Source organism: Achromobacter seleniivolatilans (assembly GCF_030864005.1).
GTDB classification, from domain to species: Bacteria; Pseudomonadota; Gammaproteobacteria; order Burkholderiales; family Burkholderiaceae_B; genus Achromobacter; species Achromobacter seleniivolatilans.
This window is the reverse complement of sequence record NZ_CP132976.1, coordinates 1,541,419-1,559,719: the sequence shown is the minus strand read 5'-3', so window position 1 is coordinate 1,559,719 and position 18,301 is coordinate 1,541,419. Positions and strand designations below refer to the sequence as shown.

Genomic DNA, 18,301 nt, shown 5'->3' with positions numbered 1-18,301 from the left:
TGTCAGACCACCTCTTGCTGAAAGCGCATGCGCGCCACGGGCGGTAGCAGGACGGCGTCGGGATTTACCTCGAAGCGCACTTCAAGCACGCGGATATCGAGTGACGCAGGCAGGCTTATCCGATGCGTCAAGCTCAGCACCATGGCATCGGTATCAACCCGTACGGTGTCCGTCAGCATTGGCAGCGGGAGCAGCACGCCGTTAGTCAGCCGCAATAGAACGAACGGGCGATGTCCTGGCAAGCGGATGTCAAACCAGCCGTCGTGGCTGAAATGCGGCTCGACCAAGTTCAACAGTTGGATCTGGGCATCTGGCGAGGGATACGGAATCTGCTGGTCGGCCGGCGCGCCGTTCCAGTATCCGAAATCGATGTCCTGCGGTGGATTGGGCCAGTTGTCAGCCAACCAGGCGTCATCGTAAGTGCCAGCCAGCGCCAGGCGAGGCGCCCAGGCACGGCCCACGACCCCAAACCCCGCCGGGGTTTGCCCGTAGGCCGCGGCGAGCGCCGCCATGCGGTTAGCGTCCAGCCCTCCCTGTTCCGGGTGACTGGCGCGCGTGGGGCCGCCGATTGGCGCGTCGGGGTACTCCACCTGCGGCGCTGCCAACCGCGTCAACGGTTCGGCTGCGGTCTGCTGGTAAAGCGCTTCATACCGGTCTTCCAGCCAGCCGCAGCCCACAGGATTACTAAAGCAGACTTCGTTAAGCAGGAATTCCGGTAAGGACGAATCGTCCGCATGCTTCGGGTTGCGGATCTGGTTATTACCGCCAAAGGCAAGCTCCCATCTCAGCGGAACCCGGTTGGCGGGTGCCGGCTGGGAGAGGCGCCAGCCCTGCGGCTCATTCAAGAATTCCCGGGCCCCGGTAACTCGCAGCTGTTTGTGCAGGACAGTCTGCCCGTCTTGCTTTGATGAAGCTCCCCGGCGGCCCGCAGGGCGACGTCCCGAAATGACGCGTAGCGCGGCCTCCCAACTACGTGCAGGGTGGCCGCCGGGCGCGTGAGCGTCGCCCACTACCAGGACATCGCAGCGCGGCTTGAATGGAGCTAGATCGCTTTCCTCAAGTACGGAACTGACGCCTATCGCCCCATAGTAGGTGTCAGCCATGGTGAGCGGTATCGGCTCCTTATCCAGCACGATCACTTGGCACACGCCCGGTTGATCGGGATCGGGGCGCAGCCGGTAACCGACTTTCAAGACAACGACCGAGTGCTCTTGACCGTCCGGTGCAAGCGCGCCGAAACGCTGCGCGCCAAATGGCGTGAGATTGCGGAATTCCATGTTCAGGCTCCCGGCTAGTTGATATCAACGACTTTGCCGGCGACCTGAACATGGCCGCTCGCTGTGAACTCGAAAGTGGTGCCGTTGATCAGCACCGTGCCATCCGATTTCATTACCAAGCTGGATTTGCCCACCGTCACGGCGAACTCGTCGCCGGCGTCGATACGAAAGGTCTTGTTGATACGCACATCTTTCGACAGGCCGACCTGCTCCGTCTGCGTCAGTCCGACGGTGGTGTTCATCGCGCCACCGACCGTGGTTTGATATCCCAGACCTATCGTCAGCGCCTTGGCCAACGCGACGGTCTCTGTTTTGTAGCCACCAATGGAAATAGTCTCGTTCTTGCGAACGTCTTCACTTCGGTTGTTGCCGACAAATGTGGACTCGTTATTCTCGACTTCGATGCGCTGATCTTTCTCAGCGTGAAGCCAGACCTCTTCGCGGCCTTTCTGATCTTCGAAACGCAGGGCATTGGCGTTGTCAGATTCGCCTCCCGTGCTCGAACGGCTAAGAACCCCGCTTTGCGTAGCGTTGGCAGGCAATTCCCATGGTGGACGCATCTGCTTGTTGTACAGACTGCCCAGCACAATCGGACGATCCGGGTCGCCGTTCAGGAAGCCGACGATGACCTCCTGACCGATCCTTGGAATGAAGATGCTGCCAAACCCTTGCCCTGCCCATGCCTGGCTGACCCGAACCCAGCATGAGTCACTTTCATCACCGCGCGCATAGCGGTCCCAATGGAACTGGAGCTTCACGCGTCCGAATTCGTCGGTCCATATTTCTTTGCCCGCAGGCCCCACTACGGTGGCGGTTTGCGGGCCTTGGGCTTCCGGCTTGGGCTGCGCTGGCGGCCGATAGACTTCACGGCTGGGTTGCAACACCAGTTGCTGGCTGCACTCACAATGCTGCTGCGCGCCGCTCTCTTCGCCGACGTCTCGCAACGTCAGCAAGGCGGCCAAGATCACATACTCTTGATTGGCCTCCATGTGGCTGTGACCCGTGAGCCGGAACAAGTCGCCGCAAGCCACGCCTCGCACATTGCCCCTTGCGCTCGCACGCCAACCGCTCGAACGAATTTGTTCCATGCGGACGCGGCTGATCAAGTTGCCATGTTTGCTATCGCTGTAGTCGCCCGGCCACTCGAATCGCTCCACTTCATTCAACGGGTGCGGCAGCGGTTGCTGATTGACCGCTGCCAGATTCGCCCGAGGACGCGTGAAATCGTAGTCGTTGATCATCAGGCGACCGGGGCGCAACGTTTCGCTCTGGCTGAACTGATGTAGGTAATCTTCGTCGCTTTGCTCGGCCTGAGGCGAGTACGCCAGGCTGTGATAAGCCTCGCTCACCGGCAACTGATGGCCAGCGGGACCATCGATCAGCACCAGCGTGTGATGCCCCTGTAGATGCTTGAAGCACCAATAGATTCCGTATTCGCTGAGCACGCGCTGTAAAAACGCAAAATCGCTTTCGCCGTATTGCACTTGAAACCGGCGATGCTCGTTGCGAGGGCTCTCGCTATCGAGTTGGTACTTCTGATGGTCCAGCCGTTTTTCAACGGGATAGGGATACTTCTGCAGGATCTGATCGGCAATCTCCAGCACGCTCAAATCCTGAAAAATCTTGAACTCGGTATTCAGCGTCGCTAGCCAAAGCCAGGGCCGCAGACTGAGCTGATAGAGATAGAAATCGCCTTCCTTGCGCAAAAATCCAGCTCGCGTGACGATGCCACTGATCTGACGCTCCCCCGCCGCACTGGTGTCCGCGCCGTTCAGTTGGACGGAGACGGTCAATCGCTGACCGATCATCGGCTTGACGTCGATATTTGCAGTGACCTCTGAAGGCGTAGACCGGGAGTCAGGGGTACGAAGCACCAAGGTGTAATCGAACAGCCGGCTAAGGCCCTCCTCCCCTTCCAAGGAGTAGAAGCGAAGCAGCGGGTCGCCCAGTATTTCGGGCATCGCCTCACAATCCACGCCAACGGTGCGGTGCTTCAATTGCGACAGATTCGGCGGCGATGCAAACCCCGTGGTGGAACTGTCGATATCGTCGCTAGACGGGACGAGTGTGGGACTTCGTTGATCATTTGAAGATGACATGGCCCCGCCTATCTCCTTTCAACCCGCAGTTGGGACACGACGGCAAGTCAGTGGCTGCGCACCGAATCCCGTAGTGACGGAGAAATTTATCCCTGTGCGCCCGTTATCTATATAGGCGTTGTCTGATGCGCGGCCGATGAAAGGCAGCGCACGGGGATTTGCGGGGGGGAGATAGTCGTGCTGTGGGCCTGAATAGGCGCGGCTTCACTCGGCCAGTAACGTCACCGTTTGCGGGTTGAAGTTGCCGTAAGCGCCGCCGCAAACGGAATGGGATTTGGCTGGCGCCGGTACGCCCGTGGCGCGGATGGCCAGGTCACCGCCACGCAGACGAATTTCCTGGAATCGTTCGGCGGCAACAGTTTCATCCGGCAGGAAATACAGGCGGACGCGTGCCAGCCCCTTGCCTGCGTCCGCCTGGCCGGCCTTGCTGAAGTCCGGCACAACCGCCCTCGCCTCGCGCCATTGCTGGGGGGCTTCCAGGGTCTGCCAACGCACGCGCAACGGCTGTTGCAAGTCCACCAGCGCGGGGCTTCCGCCTCTAGGCGGATCGCAAGGCAATCCCGCCAGGCTGCGTGCGGGATAGTGGCCCAGGTCTTGCGTCTGGCCATTGATTTCGAGCCGCACGATGGCCTGGGACGTGTAGTTTTCCAGGCTGAAGATCGTCAGCCCTGAAATGCGAGCCTTCGCCATTGTCTCTTCGGTGGTGCCGGCAAAGCGCGCCAAGCTGGGCGCCAATTCAACGTGATCGGCATAGTGGAAATACTGGTGCACCAGCAGCGCGGCCTCGCCGTAGGAATACGCCGGCGCCAGCTTGCCGATGTCTGGGTACGGCAGGCGCTGTAGCGGCACGGACTCCGCGGGGCTGCCGTCGTGCTGATAATACCTATAGCGGGTCGCGTCTTCCTTGATGCGGCCGGCGTCGTAAGGAAACTCGCCGTCCGCCAGGGCTTCGGGGCGCGGATAGCGTCTGAAGTTCGAAAACTGCGCGTTCTGAGCGGATGCCGGCCGCAGGAATTGAGATCCGCCTCCTGACGACGATGACGCTTCCCGAACGTCCAGTCCGATGTCATGGCCGCTTAAGTTGACGTGAGTCTCGGTAATGGCCGGCTGGGCCTTGCGGAAGCTGTCGTTCTGGCTCTTTTGAATGGAATCGTCAACCGGTACGATCAGCACGGCCACGAGCGTCGGCAAGAAGAGCAATGCATGGACGCGGCCGGGGATTTTTCCGCGGTCCCGCACCAGGTAGGCGATCCAGGTAACGACCAGCACGATGGCCAGCGGCCCGCCAAACATCAATGCATAGATCAGCAACGCGGCTGCGCCCCACCCCAGGTTGTTGGTGGTAACGGCCACGATACCCAGAAAAGCCAGCACGCCTGCCAGCAGGAACGAAACGACAATGCCAAAAAGATAGTGTCTGGTCTTCAATCGGGTGGGCCTTCTGAAAGATTGACGGCTGGTCGTAAATGGCGATTGTGAGGCATTTGCCATTTTTCTAAAAAACTAGCCGACTATCCTGTCCCGACTCCAGACAGGCTGCCGCCGAATCTGCCCGCGCAATAACCTGATGCTTGCCGCCCGTTTAGTTCGCCGTAATGGCGCCCTGCGCCCGTACCAGTGAATACGCGATGTAGTACTTATAGATATTGCTGACGTATTGAACGGTTTCCCGTCCTATCCGTTCGGCCGCCACCCGTTCCACGTTGTCGAACCACACATTCGGGTCCAGTCCTTTGGACGCGGCTTCCTTGCGCAGCTGGCTGATCCTGCCCGGCCCGGCGTTGTACGCCGCAAAGGCGAACAGCCCTTTGTCCAGGTCGGTCATGGGCTCTTTTGCGTAGTACTGGTCAATCATGAAGCGGATATATTTCACGCCGCCATGAATGTTCTCTTCTTCGCGTCGGATATCGCCCACTTTCAGGTCTTTCCCCGTGGCAGGCATGATCTGCATGACGCCCACTGCGCCCACCGAGCTCTTGGCCTGTTGATCCAGCCGCGATTCCTGGTAACCCTGCGCCATCATCAGCAGCCAATCGATGCTGTATTGGTCGCTGTACTTGCGGAAAAACTCGGCCAGGCGATGGAATTTGTCGATCTCGTTGGGATCTGTCGCGCCCTTTACCCACTTCACGGACTTCAAGTACTTGGTCAGTTGCTGATTGCCGAATGATGTGCCGATGCGGTTCTTGTCGATAAAGGGGTTCAGGATGGCAGCGAGCTTGGGAGAGTCTTTCCGAAAGGCAAACGCGATGTCATTGCCCGAATCCACCTCCAGGTTTTCATAGACGCGCATCTGCGGGAAGATCTGCTTCCAGAAGTTCGCCAGATACCGGTCAGATACGGTGAACTTCACCAGATCGGCGCTAACCATTTCAAGAATGTCGTCAGTCTCGAAGACGCCAGGCGCATCACGGATGATCGCCGGTTTCAGGCCCTTGGCTTGCAGTTCCGTATTGAGCTTTTTGACGCTGCCGTAATAGCTGCTGACGGGGTTGAGGAATAATTCCTGCCCTGACAGGTCTTCCAGCGACTTGAGCTCCGGCGCGCCAGGCGCCGCGACGATGATTTCGCGCACCCCTGTTGCCAGTGGCGTCGAGAAATCAACTTGCTTCTGCCGTTCTTCGGTCACGGTCAGGTTGGCGGCGATGATGTCGCCCTTGCCTGCCAGTAAATCTGGAATGAGCCGCTCTCGGGACGTAGGCAGAAACACCACATGGACCCGGATATTCTTGTTCTTCAGTTGGGCATTCAAATCGTTTTCAAATGCCGTCATCGTGTCCACGATGATGCCGCGTTGCGTGCCGCCTTTGTCCAGGAAATAAAGGGTTCTGTTGTAAGGCACGAGCACGCGGACTTGCCTGCGCTTGATCATGCCGTCCAGGTCGCCCGTCCAAGGTTTGACGTTATAGGCCAGCGACAAGGGGTCAGTCTTCGACGGCGGACCCGCCGCCAGGGCAGACCTGCCTGGTGCAACCAGCAAAAAAACGCATAGCGATAAGGCGAGAAGACGGGATGACATGGTGCCTCCGAACCGAGGGAACGATGGAGCTTTCTTGTCAATCAAACCCGCGCGACCGAGCTGCGTCTCGTGGCTCAGACCATTATCTAGAGCGCAATCCGACTTCGCCACTTAGTGATAACCCACCCGGCGGCGGCCATTGGCCAGCCAGCCTGTAATCAGCGGGAAAACTCGTGTTTAACGCAGGCCCGGGTCCGGCTGCACCAGATGCCGCCAGGGGAACACGTCTTTGGAAAAATGGCTGACGTAACCGCCTTGTGCGGCCTGGATCACCATGAATTGCAGCTTCGGCCGCAGCGCGCCCAAGGTCTGTAACTCTTCCAGGCTAAGACGGCTATTGCGCAGTTGCATGCTGTGCACGCGGTCAAAGGCCGCACTGGAAAATAGCTTTTGGTAGGACGAAAAAGCCGTTACCGCGTCGGCGGCCCGAGACTCAGCCCATCGAAATTGCAGCTCCGTGCATTCCGTGAAGTCCAGCAGCCCAAGCGCAGGCAGATTGCGGGCGTCGGCCAGGTTGCCGATGAACCCTTGGGTATCCATGCCGCCGCCAATCCGCAGAACCGATAGATGATCGAGCGGGACTTGGAAAAAGGCCGCGTCCGGCGCATTTGGGACCGTCAGGTGGCTCAAGTAAGGGGTTTTGGCGGCAAAGCGGGCAATTTCTCCGCCCTCTTCCATAATGGTTCCAGCCCGCACGATCATCGAGATATTGTGATCTTCCGGCGCCGTGGGCCGGATCGATAGGAACCGCAATCGCGGGAACTGGACGGCGCTATCCAGTAATGGCGTGAATTCCCACTCGCGGGTGCCATTCGCGCCTTCGTCCGGGCCCGTGAACGCCAGAGACACCAAGGTGTCCGCCACGTCTTGCTCGGCCAGGCACGCCAGGGCCCACTGGAAGGGTTCCTCCCAGATATCGCCAAAATACTCCACGTGCAGCCCGCCATGCAGCGGCGCAACCGCCAGGTACTGATACGTGCTTGTCCAAAGCGGAGCATCCGGTTGATCGATATCGGAATCCAGTTCCGCAGCGGCTTCAATCGTGAACGCGTGAATCCGGCGTTGCAGCGCCATCAAGGCCTGATAGCCAGGGGAGGTAAACAGCTTATTCATCAAGGGCTTAGCGAACCAGGGTCAGCAGGTTGTGGAATGGCGAGCGGGTTGCGCTAGGCGCGGGCAAGCCGCAAGTTTAGCGGCACTCGGCCGTGTTCCGGCGTGCGCGGGCTGTGCCAAACCTCTACGTCTAAGCGATCGACCACATTGCTATAGTTCAATAGTTCAACAAATGTTGTATTATCCGCCCATGGAAAAAAACACCGCCGTTATCGTCTTCGAGTCGCTCGCATCAAGCATCCGGTTAGATATTTTTCGCTTCCTTGTGCGCGCGGCGCCGCACGGATGCGTGGCAGGCCAAATTGCGTCCGAGCTTGATTTGCCCGCTACCAATCTGTCCTTTCATTTGAAGGCGCTTACGCAAGCCGGTTTGCTCAGTGTCGAACAAGAAGGCCGCTACATGCGCTACCGCGCAAATACGGCGCTGATGTTCGGTCTGGTCGACTATCTCACGGCGGAATGCTGCAACGGGGTGGCTTGCGCGCCTGAAGCGGAAAAATCAGGAAAGAACAAATGATCCCCAACTCCACGCCGACTCTCCCAAACCTTGCAGAAACCCTGCTCGACACCCCCACGTACGCCAAGCTTGGATTGCCCGCCGGCACCGCCCATCCGCCTCGGATACTGCTGTTGTACGGCTCGCTGCGAGACCGCTCTTACAGCCGCCTGCTGACAGAGGAAGCCGCCCGAATCCTGACCCACCTGGGCGCCGAGACCCGCATCTTTGACCCGCGAGGCCTCCCTTTGCCTGACGGCGCTCCTGCCGAACATCCTAAGGTGGCCGAGCTGCGCGAATTGTCGCTTTGGTCCGAGGGCCAGGTCTGGTGCAGCCCCGAACGGCATGGCACGTTGACCGGGGTGTTCAAAAGCCAGGTCGATTGGCTGCCACTGGAATCCGGCAGCGTGCGGCCGACCCAGGGGCGCACCTTGGCGGTCATGCAAGTGTCAGGCGGATCGCAATCTTTCAATGCAGTCAACGCATTGCGTGTGTTGGGACGTTGGATGCGGATGGTGACCATTCCCAACCAGTCTTCCGTGGCAAAGGCATTTCAAGAATTCGACGATGCGGGCCGGATGAAGCCATCGCCCTATTACGACCGGGTTGTCGATGTAATGGAGGAACTCGTCAAGTTCACTCTGCTGGTACGTGATCGCAGCGACTATCTGACGGATCGGTACAGTGAACGCAAAGGCGTAGCCGAAGACGTGGCGCGTTTGGCCAGAGAGGCAATGGCCCATGAGCCGTTGCCCAAGTAACGGTAACGAGTCTGCCTCACGTAAGGTGCGGGCCTTTGGCCAACTTCAAGCCTCGGATATGCCCAACATGCCGCGTATCCGCTTGCGCACCACGCCCGCGTACGCCCAGCACCATACGGCCAGCGCCAGAAAGCCAACAGTCAGATAGGCCCGTGCGCTCAACGGCACAGGGTTCATTTCGGACAGCGAGACAAATGGCTCAAAAGACAGGAAGTCGCTGGCGGCCAAGGTGCTGAATATCAGCGCCAGCACGGGGCCGGTGAAATGTGGACGTTCGCCGCGCGTTTCGGGAGGAGCCCAAAAAGCCCAATGAATCAGGCGCACAAGCTGGACCGCTACGGCAATCAGCGGGATGGCGATGGCAAGCTGCAACACAAGCAGAGCAATGATGACGGAAGTAGGAAGCATGGGCGCAAGTTTATTCTATGGTGCAATCAGGGCCGCAAAATCAACCACCGATGGGATCACATGGGTTCACAGTTAAGACCTCCCCGCAGGCCATCGCCCCACCGCCCTCGCCTTGCGATCAGTCCGCAACTGTTCCTGGTACCCGTGTTCCTGTGCGGCTATTGCTTGGCCTGGATACTCTGGGCGGTGCCGGAACCAGTCGGGCTGGCCTACCTGGCGTTAAGCGCGATCACGCTGGCGCTTTACGCGGTTGATAAAGCCGCCGCCCGGGCGGACCGCAGGCGGATTTCTGAAAACACCCTGCATCTGTTTTCGCTTGTGGGCGGTTGGCCCGGAGCGTTGATTGGCCAGCAATGGTTGCGGCACAAGACGGTCAAGGCTGAATTCCGCTTTGTGTTCTGGATCACGGTCGTGATCAACGTCACAGCGTTTGTGCTGGTCTGCACGCCGGCAGCCCATGCCTTGTTGGCGTGGTGGCAGACCCATTGACCCGTCTGCCGGCCAGCGCCGACGGGCAGGTCAGGTGTTGGAACGCTGGCGGCCCGTGGGCAGGCGCCGTTTCTGCTCTGCCGCCATCCGGATCGACCTGCGCCGCCACCACAGCCACACGCCGCTGATTCCCAATCCGCCCAGCGTCAATCCGCCCAGTGCCACGGCCGTTTCCAGCAGCGGGCCGCCAAGCTCGCCCGTGTGCAGCGGATACACGACGGCAACCGCCTTCGCGCCGGGGTCCAGCGCGTCCCAACGCTGTACCGATAGCACATCAGCCGATCGTGGATCGATCCAGACGGACGTCATGCCGTTAGGATGCGGGTCGTCGGGCAACCGGAAGCGGAACCGGATGGGCGCGCCCGCATTGGGCGGCAAAACGACATAGCCGATAAAGCCGGGATCGGGAAACTGCGCGGCGGCCTTGTTTGCCAACTCGTCCAGCGTAGCGGTACTGCCGCTGGCTGTGAAGGCGGCTGGCAGTTTGGGCGCTTTGACGGGCGTCGCGCCGCTTATCCAGGTGACTGCGGCATTGAGCGGACGCCAGGCCATGTAGGCGCCGGTTGCCACCGACACCGCGATAAGCAGGCCAAGCATGGCGCCGCCCACGCGATGCAGATCGAACAGCGCGCGCAGCAAGCCTTTGTCCAGCGCAATATTCCAACCACGCGCCCAATGACGCGGCCACCACAAGATCAATCCGGTAATCAGCATCAGCAGATATGCCAGCGCCACCCAGGCCAACGCGGCTTTGCCGGTGCCGTCCAGCCATAGCGCGCTATGCAGTTTGAACAAGATGTTGACGAAACCTTCAGCCTCGCCGCGCCTGCCCTGCTCTGCTCCTGTTGCGGGGTCCAGATACACCGTACCGCGCCACTTCCCCCGCACCCGGACTTCTAGCGTCTCGTCGGGATTGCGCGGCGGCCGCAGGACCAGATTCGCGGCTGGGCCAAATTCTTGGCGGACCACGCGCTGGACAGACTCAAGCGACACCGGCGATTGGCCTGCTACCGAATGGGTCTGCGCCTGGAACAGCTCCGGGTGCGCCCAGCGGTCCAGTTTCGGCGCAACGACCAGCACCGCGCCTGACAGCCCCGAAAAGATCAGCACCCAGCCGGCGCTCAACGCCAGCCAGCGATGCACCCGCAGCCAGAAACCGCGCAAGCCCTTCACGCGGATGCTCCGATGGTCATGCCAAGATAGGTGGCCATAACGTTTAGAAGGCCACCGACGCCTGCAGGTAGACCGTGCGCGGCTGGCCGACGAACTTGCCGCCATTGTTGTCGGTAGAGCGCGTGTAGTAGCGGCGGTCAAACAGGTTCTTGACGCCCACTGCCAGCTTCAAGTCGTTCATTTCCTTGCCAAAGTCGTAACCAGCGCGCAGCGCCACCGTGGCAAAACCGGGAATGTCGCCCAGGCGGCCACTGGCGTCTTCTTCGGTCACGTAACCGGCGCCCGCGTCCGGCGAACCGGGAGAGTGTTGCTTGGATTGCGCGAATACGTCGGCGTTGAACGTCCATTTTTTGATGGCATAACGCGCGCCGATCGACGCAACCTGACGCGAATACAAAGGCAAGTCGCGGCCTTCGAAGGCGCCTGCCTTGGCGATGGCTTGGGTGTAGGTGTAGGTCGCGTAGACCGACAATCCGCGCAGCGCGTCGCTCAAGTCGCCCAGGTCGTAGCGCAATGCGGATTCCAGGCCACGGTGGCGGGTTGCGCCCAGATCGGTCCACATGCCTTCGCCCACAATCGAACGGGTCAGCTGCAATTCTTTGTCGAAATCGATGTTGAACAGCGTGAATTCGCCGCTCCAAGCCTGGCCAGCAAAGTGCGTGCCGATTTCATAGGTCTTGGCCGATTCCGGATGCAAGCCTTGCGTGGTGGACGCCAATTGGCTGTATTGCTGCGGGCCAAACGATTTACCGGCGTTGGCAAACAAGGACCATTGCTCATTCACGCGGTACAGCACCGACATGGTGGGCAAGGTCACGCGCGAATCAATCGACGGCGAGGTGGCGCTGGTGATCGCGCCGTTTGCCGTGTTGAAGTTGACGACGTCGTTATAGGTGCTGATGTTCTCAAAGCGCACGCCGGGCGTCAGCGTCCAGTTGCCGATGTCGATGCGGTCATCGATATAGAACGCGTGGGCTGTCGTACCGCCATTGCTGGTCTGATACGTGGGCATCTTAAGGTCGAACGCGTCGCCGCCTGCCGCCGGGTTGTAGTAGGCGGTGCGCCCTGCCACTTCCGAGCTGCTTTCTTTCAGATACCGATAACCCACGCTGATTTCCTGCACGACCGGACCGGATTCAAACAGACGGGAGTAACGCGGCTCGAAACCGAAGTAGTGATAGCTGCGGGGCGCGGACGTCAGGCGGAACTGGTTGGCGGTCGCGCCCGTTCCGGCCTGCTCGATGTAGCTGCCGCGGTAGGAATCCACGTAGTACGTCAGCACCTCGAAATTGTTAACACCGTCGTTATGGGTGTACTTGAACGAGCCATCCGTGCGCCGGCCAGTGAACTGGTCGTATTGGCGCGTCGATTGAAACGGGTCTTCCGAGTATTGCGCGGTGGTCAGGCCCCCGGGCATGCGGCCCTTGCCTTCAAAGTGGTGCAGCGACACCGCGATATTGTCATCGGGCGTCAGGCGGTAGGCGCCCTTCAGGATGATGTCGTCGATATCGGTGGAATCGTTGCTCGACCGGTAACCGTCGCCGTGCGTGCCCGAATACAGCAGCGCGCCGCCCAGACCTTGGTCAGTTGTGCCGCCGATAAACAAGCTGGGCGTCGTCTTGACGTTGCCCCCGTGGCTGTAGATTTCGCTGCCCACGTTCAAGCTGGTCGTGAAGTCCTTGGGAATCTGGCGCGTCACAAAGTTGATGATGCCGCCGACGTTCTGCGGGCCATAGCGCACCGATCCCGCCCCGCGAACGACGTCCACGGATTCCAGGTTGCCCAGCGACACGGGTGCCAGCGACAACTGCGGCTGCCCATAGGGCGCGTATGCCATGGGCACACCGTCCATCAGAATGGTGGACCGCGGCGATAGCCGCGACGTCAGGCCTCGCACGCCCACGTTTAGCGACACGTCGCTGCCGCCCGTGCCGTTACTTTCCTGCACCTGCACACCGGGAATCTGCCGCAGCACGTCGCGCACACTGCTAGACCCGCTTTCCTGAATTTGCTGCTGCTCGACCACGGTGCGCGCGCCCGGATGGGCCAGGACTTTTTCTTCAGTGGGCGAACTCAGCCAGTCCCCGGTGACGGTCACGGCTGCCAGTTCCCCCGCCTCAGCCGGAGTCGTTGCGGGTGCTGCTTGGGCATGCGCCGACACGGGTGCAATGGATGCCAGGCTGGTCAACGCGGCGGCAATTGCCGCCGTTTGACGGTTGATCAGGCGCCCTTTACGGGCGTTACGATTGTTGGCGTCAGCCATCTTGCAAGTCTCCAAGCGCCCGCTGCGGGCATCGCCACGATTGGCGGTCATCCTCAGTGCAGCGGTGGAGCGGCAAGAGTCAATGACATGCGAATCGGACCACCACAGTCCGACTCCGGCCGGGAGTATAAATACGATTTATTTGCAAGTAAATAGGCGCCAAAATGGTTGCCAAGTTAACGTAATACCTTGAGTTTGCGCGGTTTATCTAGAATTTGTAGGTCAATCCGGCGGTCAAGCTACGGCCATTCCCTGGTAGATAAGTCGGCATCGCTGCGGTGCCCACGTTGCGGATGACATAGCTGCTGGCGTAGGTTTTGTTGGTCAGGTTGTCGCCCGAAATAAAGCCGCTCCAGTGCGCGTCGTAGCGGTAGGCCACTTTGAAACCCAGCAAGGCATAGGCTTTTTGCTCGGTGCCTGCGACGTTCGCGTGGTTCGTCGGGGTGTCGGACGCGAGCCATCGGAGATTGGGGCCGAACTTCCACCCGCCAACGCGATACAGCACTTCGGCACTGACCATATGCCGTGGCACGCCTGCGATGCGGTTGCCATCGAACTCACCACCCCGGAACGTGAAGTCGCTAAGCGTGTAGGCGATGCGGTAGTCAAACGCGCCGGCGCCGTTCGGGGCCGGCAAGACACCGTTCAGGCCGGCCTCGATCCCTTGATGACGGGTGCGGCCGCGATAGTTGAATGTGCCAGCCGACGTGCCGTTGGCATTGCTGACGGCCATCAGTTCGTCCGAAACTTCGCTGCGGTACAGCGAGATCGCCCAGTTAGGGGCGTAGGCGCCCTGCCCCATGCGGCCATCTCCGCCAATTTCGTATGTCCATGCGCGTTGCAGATCCAGCTTGTTCAGCGCGGCGGTGGCGGAAGCCGGGTTCATTGGCTGCGGCACATCGGCAGAAATGATTTCCCAATACGTGGGCGCTTCACTGCTACGGCTGACGTTGGCATACCAGCGCTGCGCAGGCGCGGGTTCCCAAATGACACCCAGCTTGGGATTGGCATAGGTCCAATCCTGATCCAGACTGGCTGATCCGCCGTGCCCCTGCGCGTCGCGTATGGCCTGCGCTGCTTTCACTTCGCCAACTGCGCGCCATTGCGGAGCAAACTGCCATTCCACAGCAGCGACGGCGCTGCGGTTCTCGGCAGTCAGCGCGTAATTTCCGAAGCGTTGCAGGCGACGGCCATCAGCCGGGCTGATGGCGTAGAACTCGCGATCCATATTGCTGCGGTCCCAGCCCAAGGCAACGCGATAGTCCACAGTGCCCGCTTTGCCGGCCAGTTGCCATTGCAAGCCATAAGTATTGCCATCGGTGGGCGATGCCACAGCCGGGCTGGTGAACGTGTCGTCCACGGTCTGCCAGTACACGCCTACCGTTTGGTTTAGGGCGTCATCGCCCCAGTAGCTCCGGTTGGCCAAGCGGAACTGCGTGGCCTGGCGGTTGGGATCGCGCTTATAGATATTGTTGGCGCGGTCGATGGGCTGGTCGTAGTCGCCCAGCACGCTGCGCGGGTCGCTATAGAGCCGGTCGCGTGGAATCACATTTGGAATATCGAATTTCAGATCGGTGTATGACAGATAGGTGCGGTTTTCGAAGCCATTGCCACGCCATCCCAGATTGCCTTGCAGGCTGGTTCGTTCCGATGCCGAGTGATGCCGGTAGCCGTCGGACTTGTCGTGCGTCAGGCTCAAGCGCCCGTCCCAGTGCTCGCCTTGGAAGCCCTTGGCCAACTGTTGACTGCGATACCCAAAACTGCCCGCACCTACGGAGGCCACATCGCCTTGGGTGCCGGTCAAAGACCGGAAGTCCATCTCGCCGCCCAACGTGGACGCGCTGGGCGACAAGGCGTTGGCGCCCCGGCGCACACTGATCAAGGCGCTATTGCGCGGCTCCAGAAAGCCAATCACAAATGATCCGTCCGCCTCGTTCAATGGCAAGCCGTCTTCCAGCAATAGCACGCCCCGATTGACGGGGTTGCTTTGTATGCCTGATCCGCGGATATTCAAACGCGGCTGATCAATGCCGCCAAAAAAGTCCTGGACGATGATGCCCGGCTGATAGTCCAGCGCATCGCGCAAGGTATAGAGACGTGGCTCCTGCTGCGGGTCTATCAGATTGGTGCCCCCCGGCACGCGGTCCAGCCGCGCGCGTTCTACTGCCAGGTCGGGTTGTAAAGGGGTGGAGTCGTCTTTGCCCAGTACCGTGACGGGCGCCAGTGTTGCGGTCTGTTGAGCATCTGCGGCACTCAACCAGACGCCATTGAGGGCGATGGCTAAGATCAAGGGGCGCAATGCAGGATGGAATGTGCTGGGTTTCATGTGGCGAATTACCAATGCAGATAAAACATAGACTTGGCCAGCAACACGATGCCGACCATGTGACAGAAGACGCTCAGGTGCAGGCGTTGCGAAAAACGCGAATGCAATTTCCCCCGGCGTCGCATCGTCATTGCGGTCAGAAAGTGGCCGAAAACGCTTAGAGCCAGCACAATCTTCAGAGTCAGCATCAGTCCAAAGCTGCTTGAAAACGGATGCGCCAACGCTGCCCGGTGCTGCCAGGCCATGCCGATGCCTGCGCTGTAAAGCACCAGCAGCACCCAGGGAATCAGCTTGCGGACCCGAGTCCCTATCTGGACTTCAAGCAGGCGCATCGCATCTCGTGGCACGTGCTTGCGCACGCTTTCCAGGACCAGAACTTCAAAAAACACCGTGCCGATAAAAAACAGCGCGGCGAACAAATGCAAGATCAGCAGGACGGGATAGCTCATGGCGTAGGGGACGGCGCAAGCCGTGTATCAGAAGGGATTGAAGAGGTTGCGGTGGCGCAGTGCGGGATCTCGGCCGCCGGCCAGACCAGCCGGCCGGTACTCACCTGCGCCCAGCTTTGGACCAGCCGCGCCTGCTCTGCCGGGTGATGGCTGATGCAAAGCAGCGCAGCCCCCGTCTCGCGCACATGCGTCAGGCACAGCTCTGCCATGGCCGCACGCAACACCGGGTCCAGCGCACTGAAGGGCTCGTCCAACAACAGCAAATCGGCATGCAGCGCAAAGGCGCGCGCAAGCGAGACGCGTTGCGCCATGCCTCCGGATAGTTCGCGCGGCCAGGAAAGGGCCGTCTCGGCCAGCCCGACGGCATCCAGCCAATGCCGGGCGCGTTGGCGTGCGGCGGCGGTATCCATGCCTGCGGCACGTAGCGGGATCTCGATGTTTTCCAACACCCGGCGCCAAGGCAGCAACCGGGGTTCTTGAAAGACCAGCACAGGATGACGGAAGGCGTTGCGCAAACGGCCCTGCGTAGGCTGCGCCAAACCCGCAGCCAGTTTGAGCAGGCTGCTCTTGCCCGCCCCGCTGGGTCCCAGGACGCCAATGCGCTGGCCGGGTTCCAAGCGCAGGCTTACGTCTTGCAGCACTGCGGTGCGGCCGTAGCTCAGACTGACGTGGTGCAGCTCAAGCATGGCTCGGCTCCCGCCACATGCCCAGGCGGCGCTGCAAGGGTTGCAGCAAAGCGAACTCCAGCGCGGCTACCAGCAACAGGATCAGAAGCACCCAGGCGTAAAGCTGGGCGCTGTCGAAGGTGCTGCGGGCATTGGCAAGCGCGTATCCCACTCCGCTATCCGCGCCCAGCACCTCTGCCATCACTACCAGCCGAACGCCGCCGCTCAAGGCGATCAGCAGCGCTGCGGTAAGCGGCGCCGTCAGTGCCGGCAGATACAGGTGAAGCAGGCGGCGCCAAGCGCCAAAGCGGTAAACGTGGCTCATCTCGACCAAATCCCGGTCGACCTGCAACATGCCCTTTACCGTGTTCACGTACATGCCCGGCGCCATCATCAGCACGGTCATGAACATCACCATGGTCGAACCCAGCCCGAACCACAGCATGGCCAGCACCACCACGACGATCGGCGGAATCGCCATCAGCAACCAGCGCAGCGGTTCCAGCACGGCGCGCAATTGCGGGCTGTGCGCCGCCAGCACGCCCAAAGCAAAACCCAACAGACACCCGGTGCCCACGCCCAGCACAATGCGTTCAAGGCTGGCGCTTACGGCCGGAAGAAATGCCGGGTCGCGTATCAACGGCCCCAAGGCGCGCAATGTCGCCCAGGGTGTCGCCATCAGCATCGGGCCCAGAGCATTGGCTGCCACTTGCCAGGCGCCCAGCAGCAGGATGACGCCTCCAACGGCCCAAATCTTGGGCACTTGCCGCGCTGGGCCGGAAATAGTCTGGCGCGTCATGGTCCGTAGAACCCTACGTCGGGCAGACGGCCGCCGATGGCCTGCAAATCTTCGTCGCCCAGCAACCGGTACAGCGCTTCCAATTGCGGCCGGACAGCGCTGGCGCTGCGGCTGTCCAAGCGCGTGGAGCGGATCGCGTCTTCGATGGCAGGCTGCGGCAGTTGCGGCAGGTATACGCGAACGATTTCGGCGCATGCACTCACCTGCGCTTTGCACCAGACTGCCGATTCGGCATAGGCGCGTTCCACCGCCGCGGCAAGCTTGGCGTCGCCCGCCACGGTTGAGTTCAGCATTACGCCGGCTTGCGGAAGCTCGGGCTGCTCCGGAAAACGGACACGCCACGCTTGCTCCAGGCTTTCCACGCGCCGCAACTCGCCCGAGCCTTGCTGGGCATCTCGCCAGAGCAACAGCGACACAGCAGGTTCCACCAGCACCGCATGTTTGCCCTGCCCTGCCAACATCAAGGCGATCGCATCCTGGGCATCGCGTGTGCGCCGCTGGCGTACCGGCTCAACCCCCGGCACGGTTTGAGACGTCAGTAAACGGTCGATCAGCGTGGCGGGAAGGTCGCGTTGAAATGGCACCAGCAGCTCTTGGCCCTGTAAATCACCAAAACTGCGCACCGCCGGGTCGCGGCTGACCAGCCATAAAATTCCCCACACCGAGATGTTCACCAGCCGCACGGATTCGCCCCGATTGGCCAGCAAAGCGGCCAGACTGCTGGGGGCCGCGGTGATATCGACCTCTTTGCGGGCAAGCAGAACGCGCAGTTGGTCCGGGTTTTGCCAGTGCCGGTATTCCAGGGTGACCGCATGATCACGCAGTGCCCCCGTGTGTGCCATGTGCATCAAAGGAAATGACACGACAGCAGCCGGCCCGGCTAAAACCAGTTTTTCATAGACGGGAGCGGCGCGAAGAGGCGCCGCAACCGCCAGAGCTACGGCGGCGGCGCCCGCCGCTCGCT

General features: G+C 60.7%; 16 protein-coding genes. 3 read left to right on the top strand and 13 right to left on the bottom strand.

Annotated elements, in window-relative coordinates:
* Window positions 1-2: 2 nt before the first annotated feature.
* The 5 genes from RAS12_RS06970 to RAS12_RS06950 all read right to left on the bottom strand — a co-directional run bounded on the left by RAS12_RS06970 (window position 3) and on the right by RAS12_RS06950 (window position 7,508).
* Complete coding sequence (locus tag RAS12_RS06970; RefSeq protein WP_306946604.1) at window positions 3-1,277, bottom strand: DUF2169 family type VI secretion system accessory protein; 1,275 nt, start codon at window positions 1,275-1,277, stop codon at window positions 3-5.
* A 14-nt stretch (window positions 1,278-1,291) separates the two neighbouring features.
* Window positions 1,292-3,376 (bottom strand): type VI secretion system Vgr family protein, encoded by a 2,085-nt coding sequence (locus tag RAS12_RS06965; RefSeq protein ID WP_306946602.1) that lies wholly within the window; start codon window positions 3,374-3,376, stop codon window positions 1,292-1,294.
* 204 nt (window positions 3,377-3,580) lie between these two features.
* Window positions 3,581-4,804, bottom strand: coding sequence for a hypothetical protein (locus RAS12_RS06960; RefSeq protein WP_306946600.1), 1,224 nt, complete (start codon window positions 4,802-4,804; stop codon window positions 3,581-3,583).
* 154 nt (window positions 4,805-4,958) lie between these two features.
* Window positions 4,959-6,395 carry an MltF family protein gene (locus tag RAS12_RS06955; RefSeq protein WP_306946598.1) on the bottom strand — a complete coding sequence of 479 codons (1,437 nt, stop codon included), beginning with the start codon at window positions 6,393-6,395 and terminating at the stop codon, window positions 4,959-4,961.
* 177 nt (window positions 6,396-6,572) lie between these two features.
* Window positions 6,573-7,508 carry a hypothetical protein gene (locus tag RAS12_RS06950; RefSeq protein WP_306946594.1) on the bottom strand — a complete coding sequence of 312 codons (936 nt, stop codon included), beginning with the start codon at window positions 7,506-7,508 and terminating at the stop codon, window positions 6,573-6,575.
* Window positions 7,509-7,698: 190 nt separating this feature from the next.
* Here RAS12_RS06950 and RAS12_RS06945 point away from each other — a divergent pair, with 190 nt between their 5' ends.
* A complete protein-coding gene (locus RAS12_RS06945; RefSeq protein ID WP_306946592.1) occupies window positions 7,699-8,025 on the top strand; it encodes an ArsR/SmtB family transcription factor in 327 nt (108 codons plus the stop codon).
* On the top strand, window positions 8,022-8,765 hold the full coding sequence (gene arsH / locus RAS12_RS06940; RefSeq protein WP_306946590.1) for an arsenical resistance protein ArsH: 744 nt from the start codon (window positions 8,022-8,024) through the stop codon (window positions 8,763-8,765). The genes RAS12_RS06945 and arsH overlap by 4 nt, the downstream gene beginning before the upstream one ends.
* A gap of 45 nt (window positions 8,766-8,810) precedes the next feature.
* Here arsH and RAS12_RS06935 read toward each other — a convergent pair whose 3' ends face one another.
* Window positions 8,811-9,173 carry a hypothetical protein gene (locus tag RAS12_RS06935; protein ID WP_306946588.1) on the bottom strand — a complete coding sequence of 121 codons (363 nt, stop codon included), beginning with the start codon at window positions 9,171-9,173 and terminating at the stop codon, window positions 8,811-8,813.
* A 186-nt stretch (window positions 9,174-9,359) separates the two neighbouring features.
* On the opposite strand from RAS12_RS06935, the gene RAS12_RS06930 reads away from it, so the two are divergent.
* Complete coding sequence (locus RAS12_RS06930) at window positions 9,360-9,662, top strand: DUF1294 domain-containing protein (protein ID WP_306946585.1); 303 nt, start codon at window positions 9,360-9,362, stop codon at window positions 9,660-9,662.
* Between the two features lie 30 nt (window positions 9,663-9,692).
* On the opposite strand, the gene RAS12_RS06925 is transcribed toward RAS12_RS06930, so the two are convergent.
* The 7 genes from RAS12_RS06925 to RAS12_RS06895 all read right to left on the bottom strand — a co-directional run bounded on the left by RAS12_RS06925 (window position 9,693) and on the right by RAS12_RS06895 (window position 18,200).
* Window positions 9,693-10,835: a PepSY-associated TM helix domain-containing protein gene (locus tag RAS12_RS06925; protein WP_306946582.1), complete on the bottom strand. Its 1,143-nt coding sequence runs from the start codon at window positions 10,833-10,835 to the stop codon at window positions 9,693-9,695.
* Window positions 10,836-10,878: 43 nt separating this feature from the next.
* On the bottom strand, window positions 10,879-13,098 hold the full coding sequence (locus RAS12_RS06920; protein ID WP_306946580.1) for a TonB-dependent receptor family protein: 2,220 nt from the start codon (window positions 13,096-13,098) through the stop codon (window positions 10,879-10,881).
* Between the two features lie 208 nt (window positions 13,099-13,306).
* Window positions 13,307-15,424, bottom strand: coding sequence for a TonB-dependent receptor family protein (locus RAS12_RS06915; RefSeq protein ID WP_306946578.1), 2,118 nt, complete (start codon window positions 15,422-15,424; stop codon window positions 13,307-13,309).
* 8 nt (window positions 15,425-15,432) lie between these two features.
* Window positions 15,433-15,873 (bottom strand): CopD family copper resistance protein, encoded by a 441-nt coding sequence (locus tag RAS12_RS06910; protein ID WP_306946575.1) that lies wholly within the window; start codon window positions 15,871-15,873, stop codon window positions 15,433-15,435.
* Window positions 15,870-16,559: an ABC transporter ATP-binding protein gene (locus RAS12_RS06905; protein ID WP_306946573.1), complete on the bottom strand. Its 690-nt coding sequence runs from the start codon at window positions 16,557-16,559 to the stop codon at window positions 15,870-15,872. Before RAS12_RS06905 ends, RAS12_RS06910 begins: the two co-directional genes overlap by 4 nt.
* Window positions 16,552-17,337 (bottom strand): ABC transporter permease, encoded by a 786-nt coding sequence (locus RAS12_RS06900; RefSeq protein ID WP_306946570.1) that lies wholly within the window; start codon window positions 17,335-17,337, stop codon window positions 16,552-16,554. Before RAS12_RS06900 ends, RAS12_RS06905 begins: the two co-directional genes overlap by 8 nt.
* Window positions 17,334-18,200 carry a substrate-binding domain-containing protein gene (locus tag RAS12_RS06895; RefSeq protein WP_306946569.1) on the bottom strand — a complete coding sequence of 289 codons (867 nt, stop codon included), beginning with the start codon at window positions 18,198-18,200 and terminating at the stop codon, window positions 17,334-17,336. Before RAS12_RS06895 ends, RAS12_RS06900 begins: the two co-directional genes overlap by 4 nt.
* Window positions 18,201-18,301: the final 101 nt, after the last annotated feature.

Excerpts from the sequence above, each read along its gene's own strand:
- RAS12_RS06970 (WP_306946604.1), bottom strand. The coding sequence starts at position 1,277 with ATGGAATTCCGCAATCTCACGCCATTTGGCGCGCAGCGTTTCGGCGCG.
- RAS12_RS06900 (WP_306946570.1), bottom strand. The coding sequence starts at position 17,337 with ATGACGCGCCAGACTATTTCCGGCCCAGCGCGGCAAGTGCCCAAGATT.
- RAS12_RS06955 (WP_306946598.1), bottom strand. The coding sequence starts at position 6,395 with ATGTCATCCCGTCTTCTCGCCTTATCGCTATGCGTTTTTTTGCTGGTT.
- arsH (WP_306946590.1), top strand. The coding sequence starts at position 8,022 with ATGATCCCCAACTCCACGCCGACTCTCCCAAACCTTGCAGAAACCCTG.
- RAS12_RS06965 (WP_306946602.1), bottom strand. The coding sequence starts at position 3,376 with ATGTCATCTTCAAATGATCAACGAAGTCCCACACTCGTCCCGTCTAGC.
- RAS12_RS06950 (WP_306946594.1), bottom strand. The coding sequence starts at position 7,508 with ATGAATAAGCTGTTTACCTCCCCTGGCTATCAGGCCTTGATGGCGCTG.
- RAS12_RS06945 (WP_306946592.1), top strand. The coding sequence starts at position 7,699 with ATGGAAAAAAACACCGCCGTTATCGTCTTCGAGTCGCTCGCATCAAGC.
- RAS12_RS06915 (WP_306946578.1), bottom strand. The coding sequence starts at position 15,424 with ATGAAACCCAGCACATTCCATCCTGCATTGCGCCCCTTGATCTTAGCC.
- RAS12_RS06905 (WP_306946573.1), bottom strand. The coding sequence starts at position 16,559 with ATGCTTGAGCTGCACCACGTCAGTCTGAGCTACGGCCGCACCGCAGTG.
- RAS12_RS06935 (WP_306946588.1), bottom strand. The coding sequence starts at position 9,173 with ATGCTTCCTACTTCCGTCATCATTGCTCTGCTTGTGTTGCAGCTTGCC.
- RAS12_RS06910 (WP_306946575.1), bottom strand. The coding sequence starts at position 15,873 with ATGAGCTATCCCGTCCTGCTGATCTTGCATTTGTTCGCCGCGCTGTTT.
- RAS12_RS06920 (WP_306946580.1), bottom strand. The coding sequence starts at position 13,098 with ATGGCTGACGCCAACAATCGTAACGCCCGTAAAGGGCGCCTGATCAAC.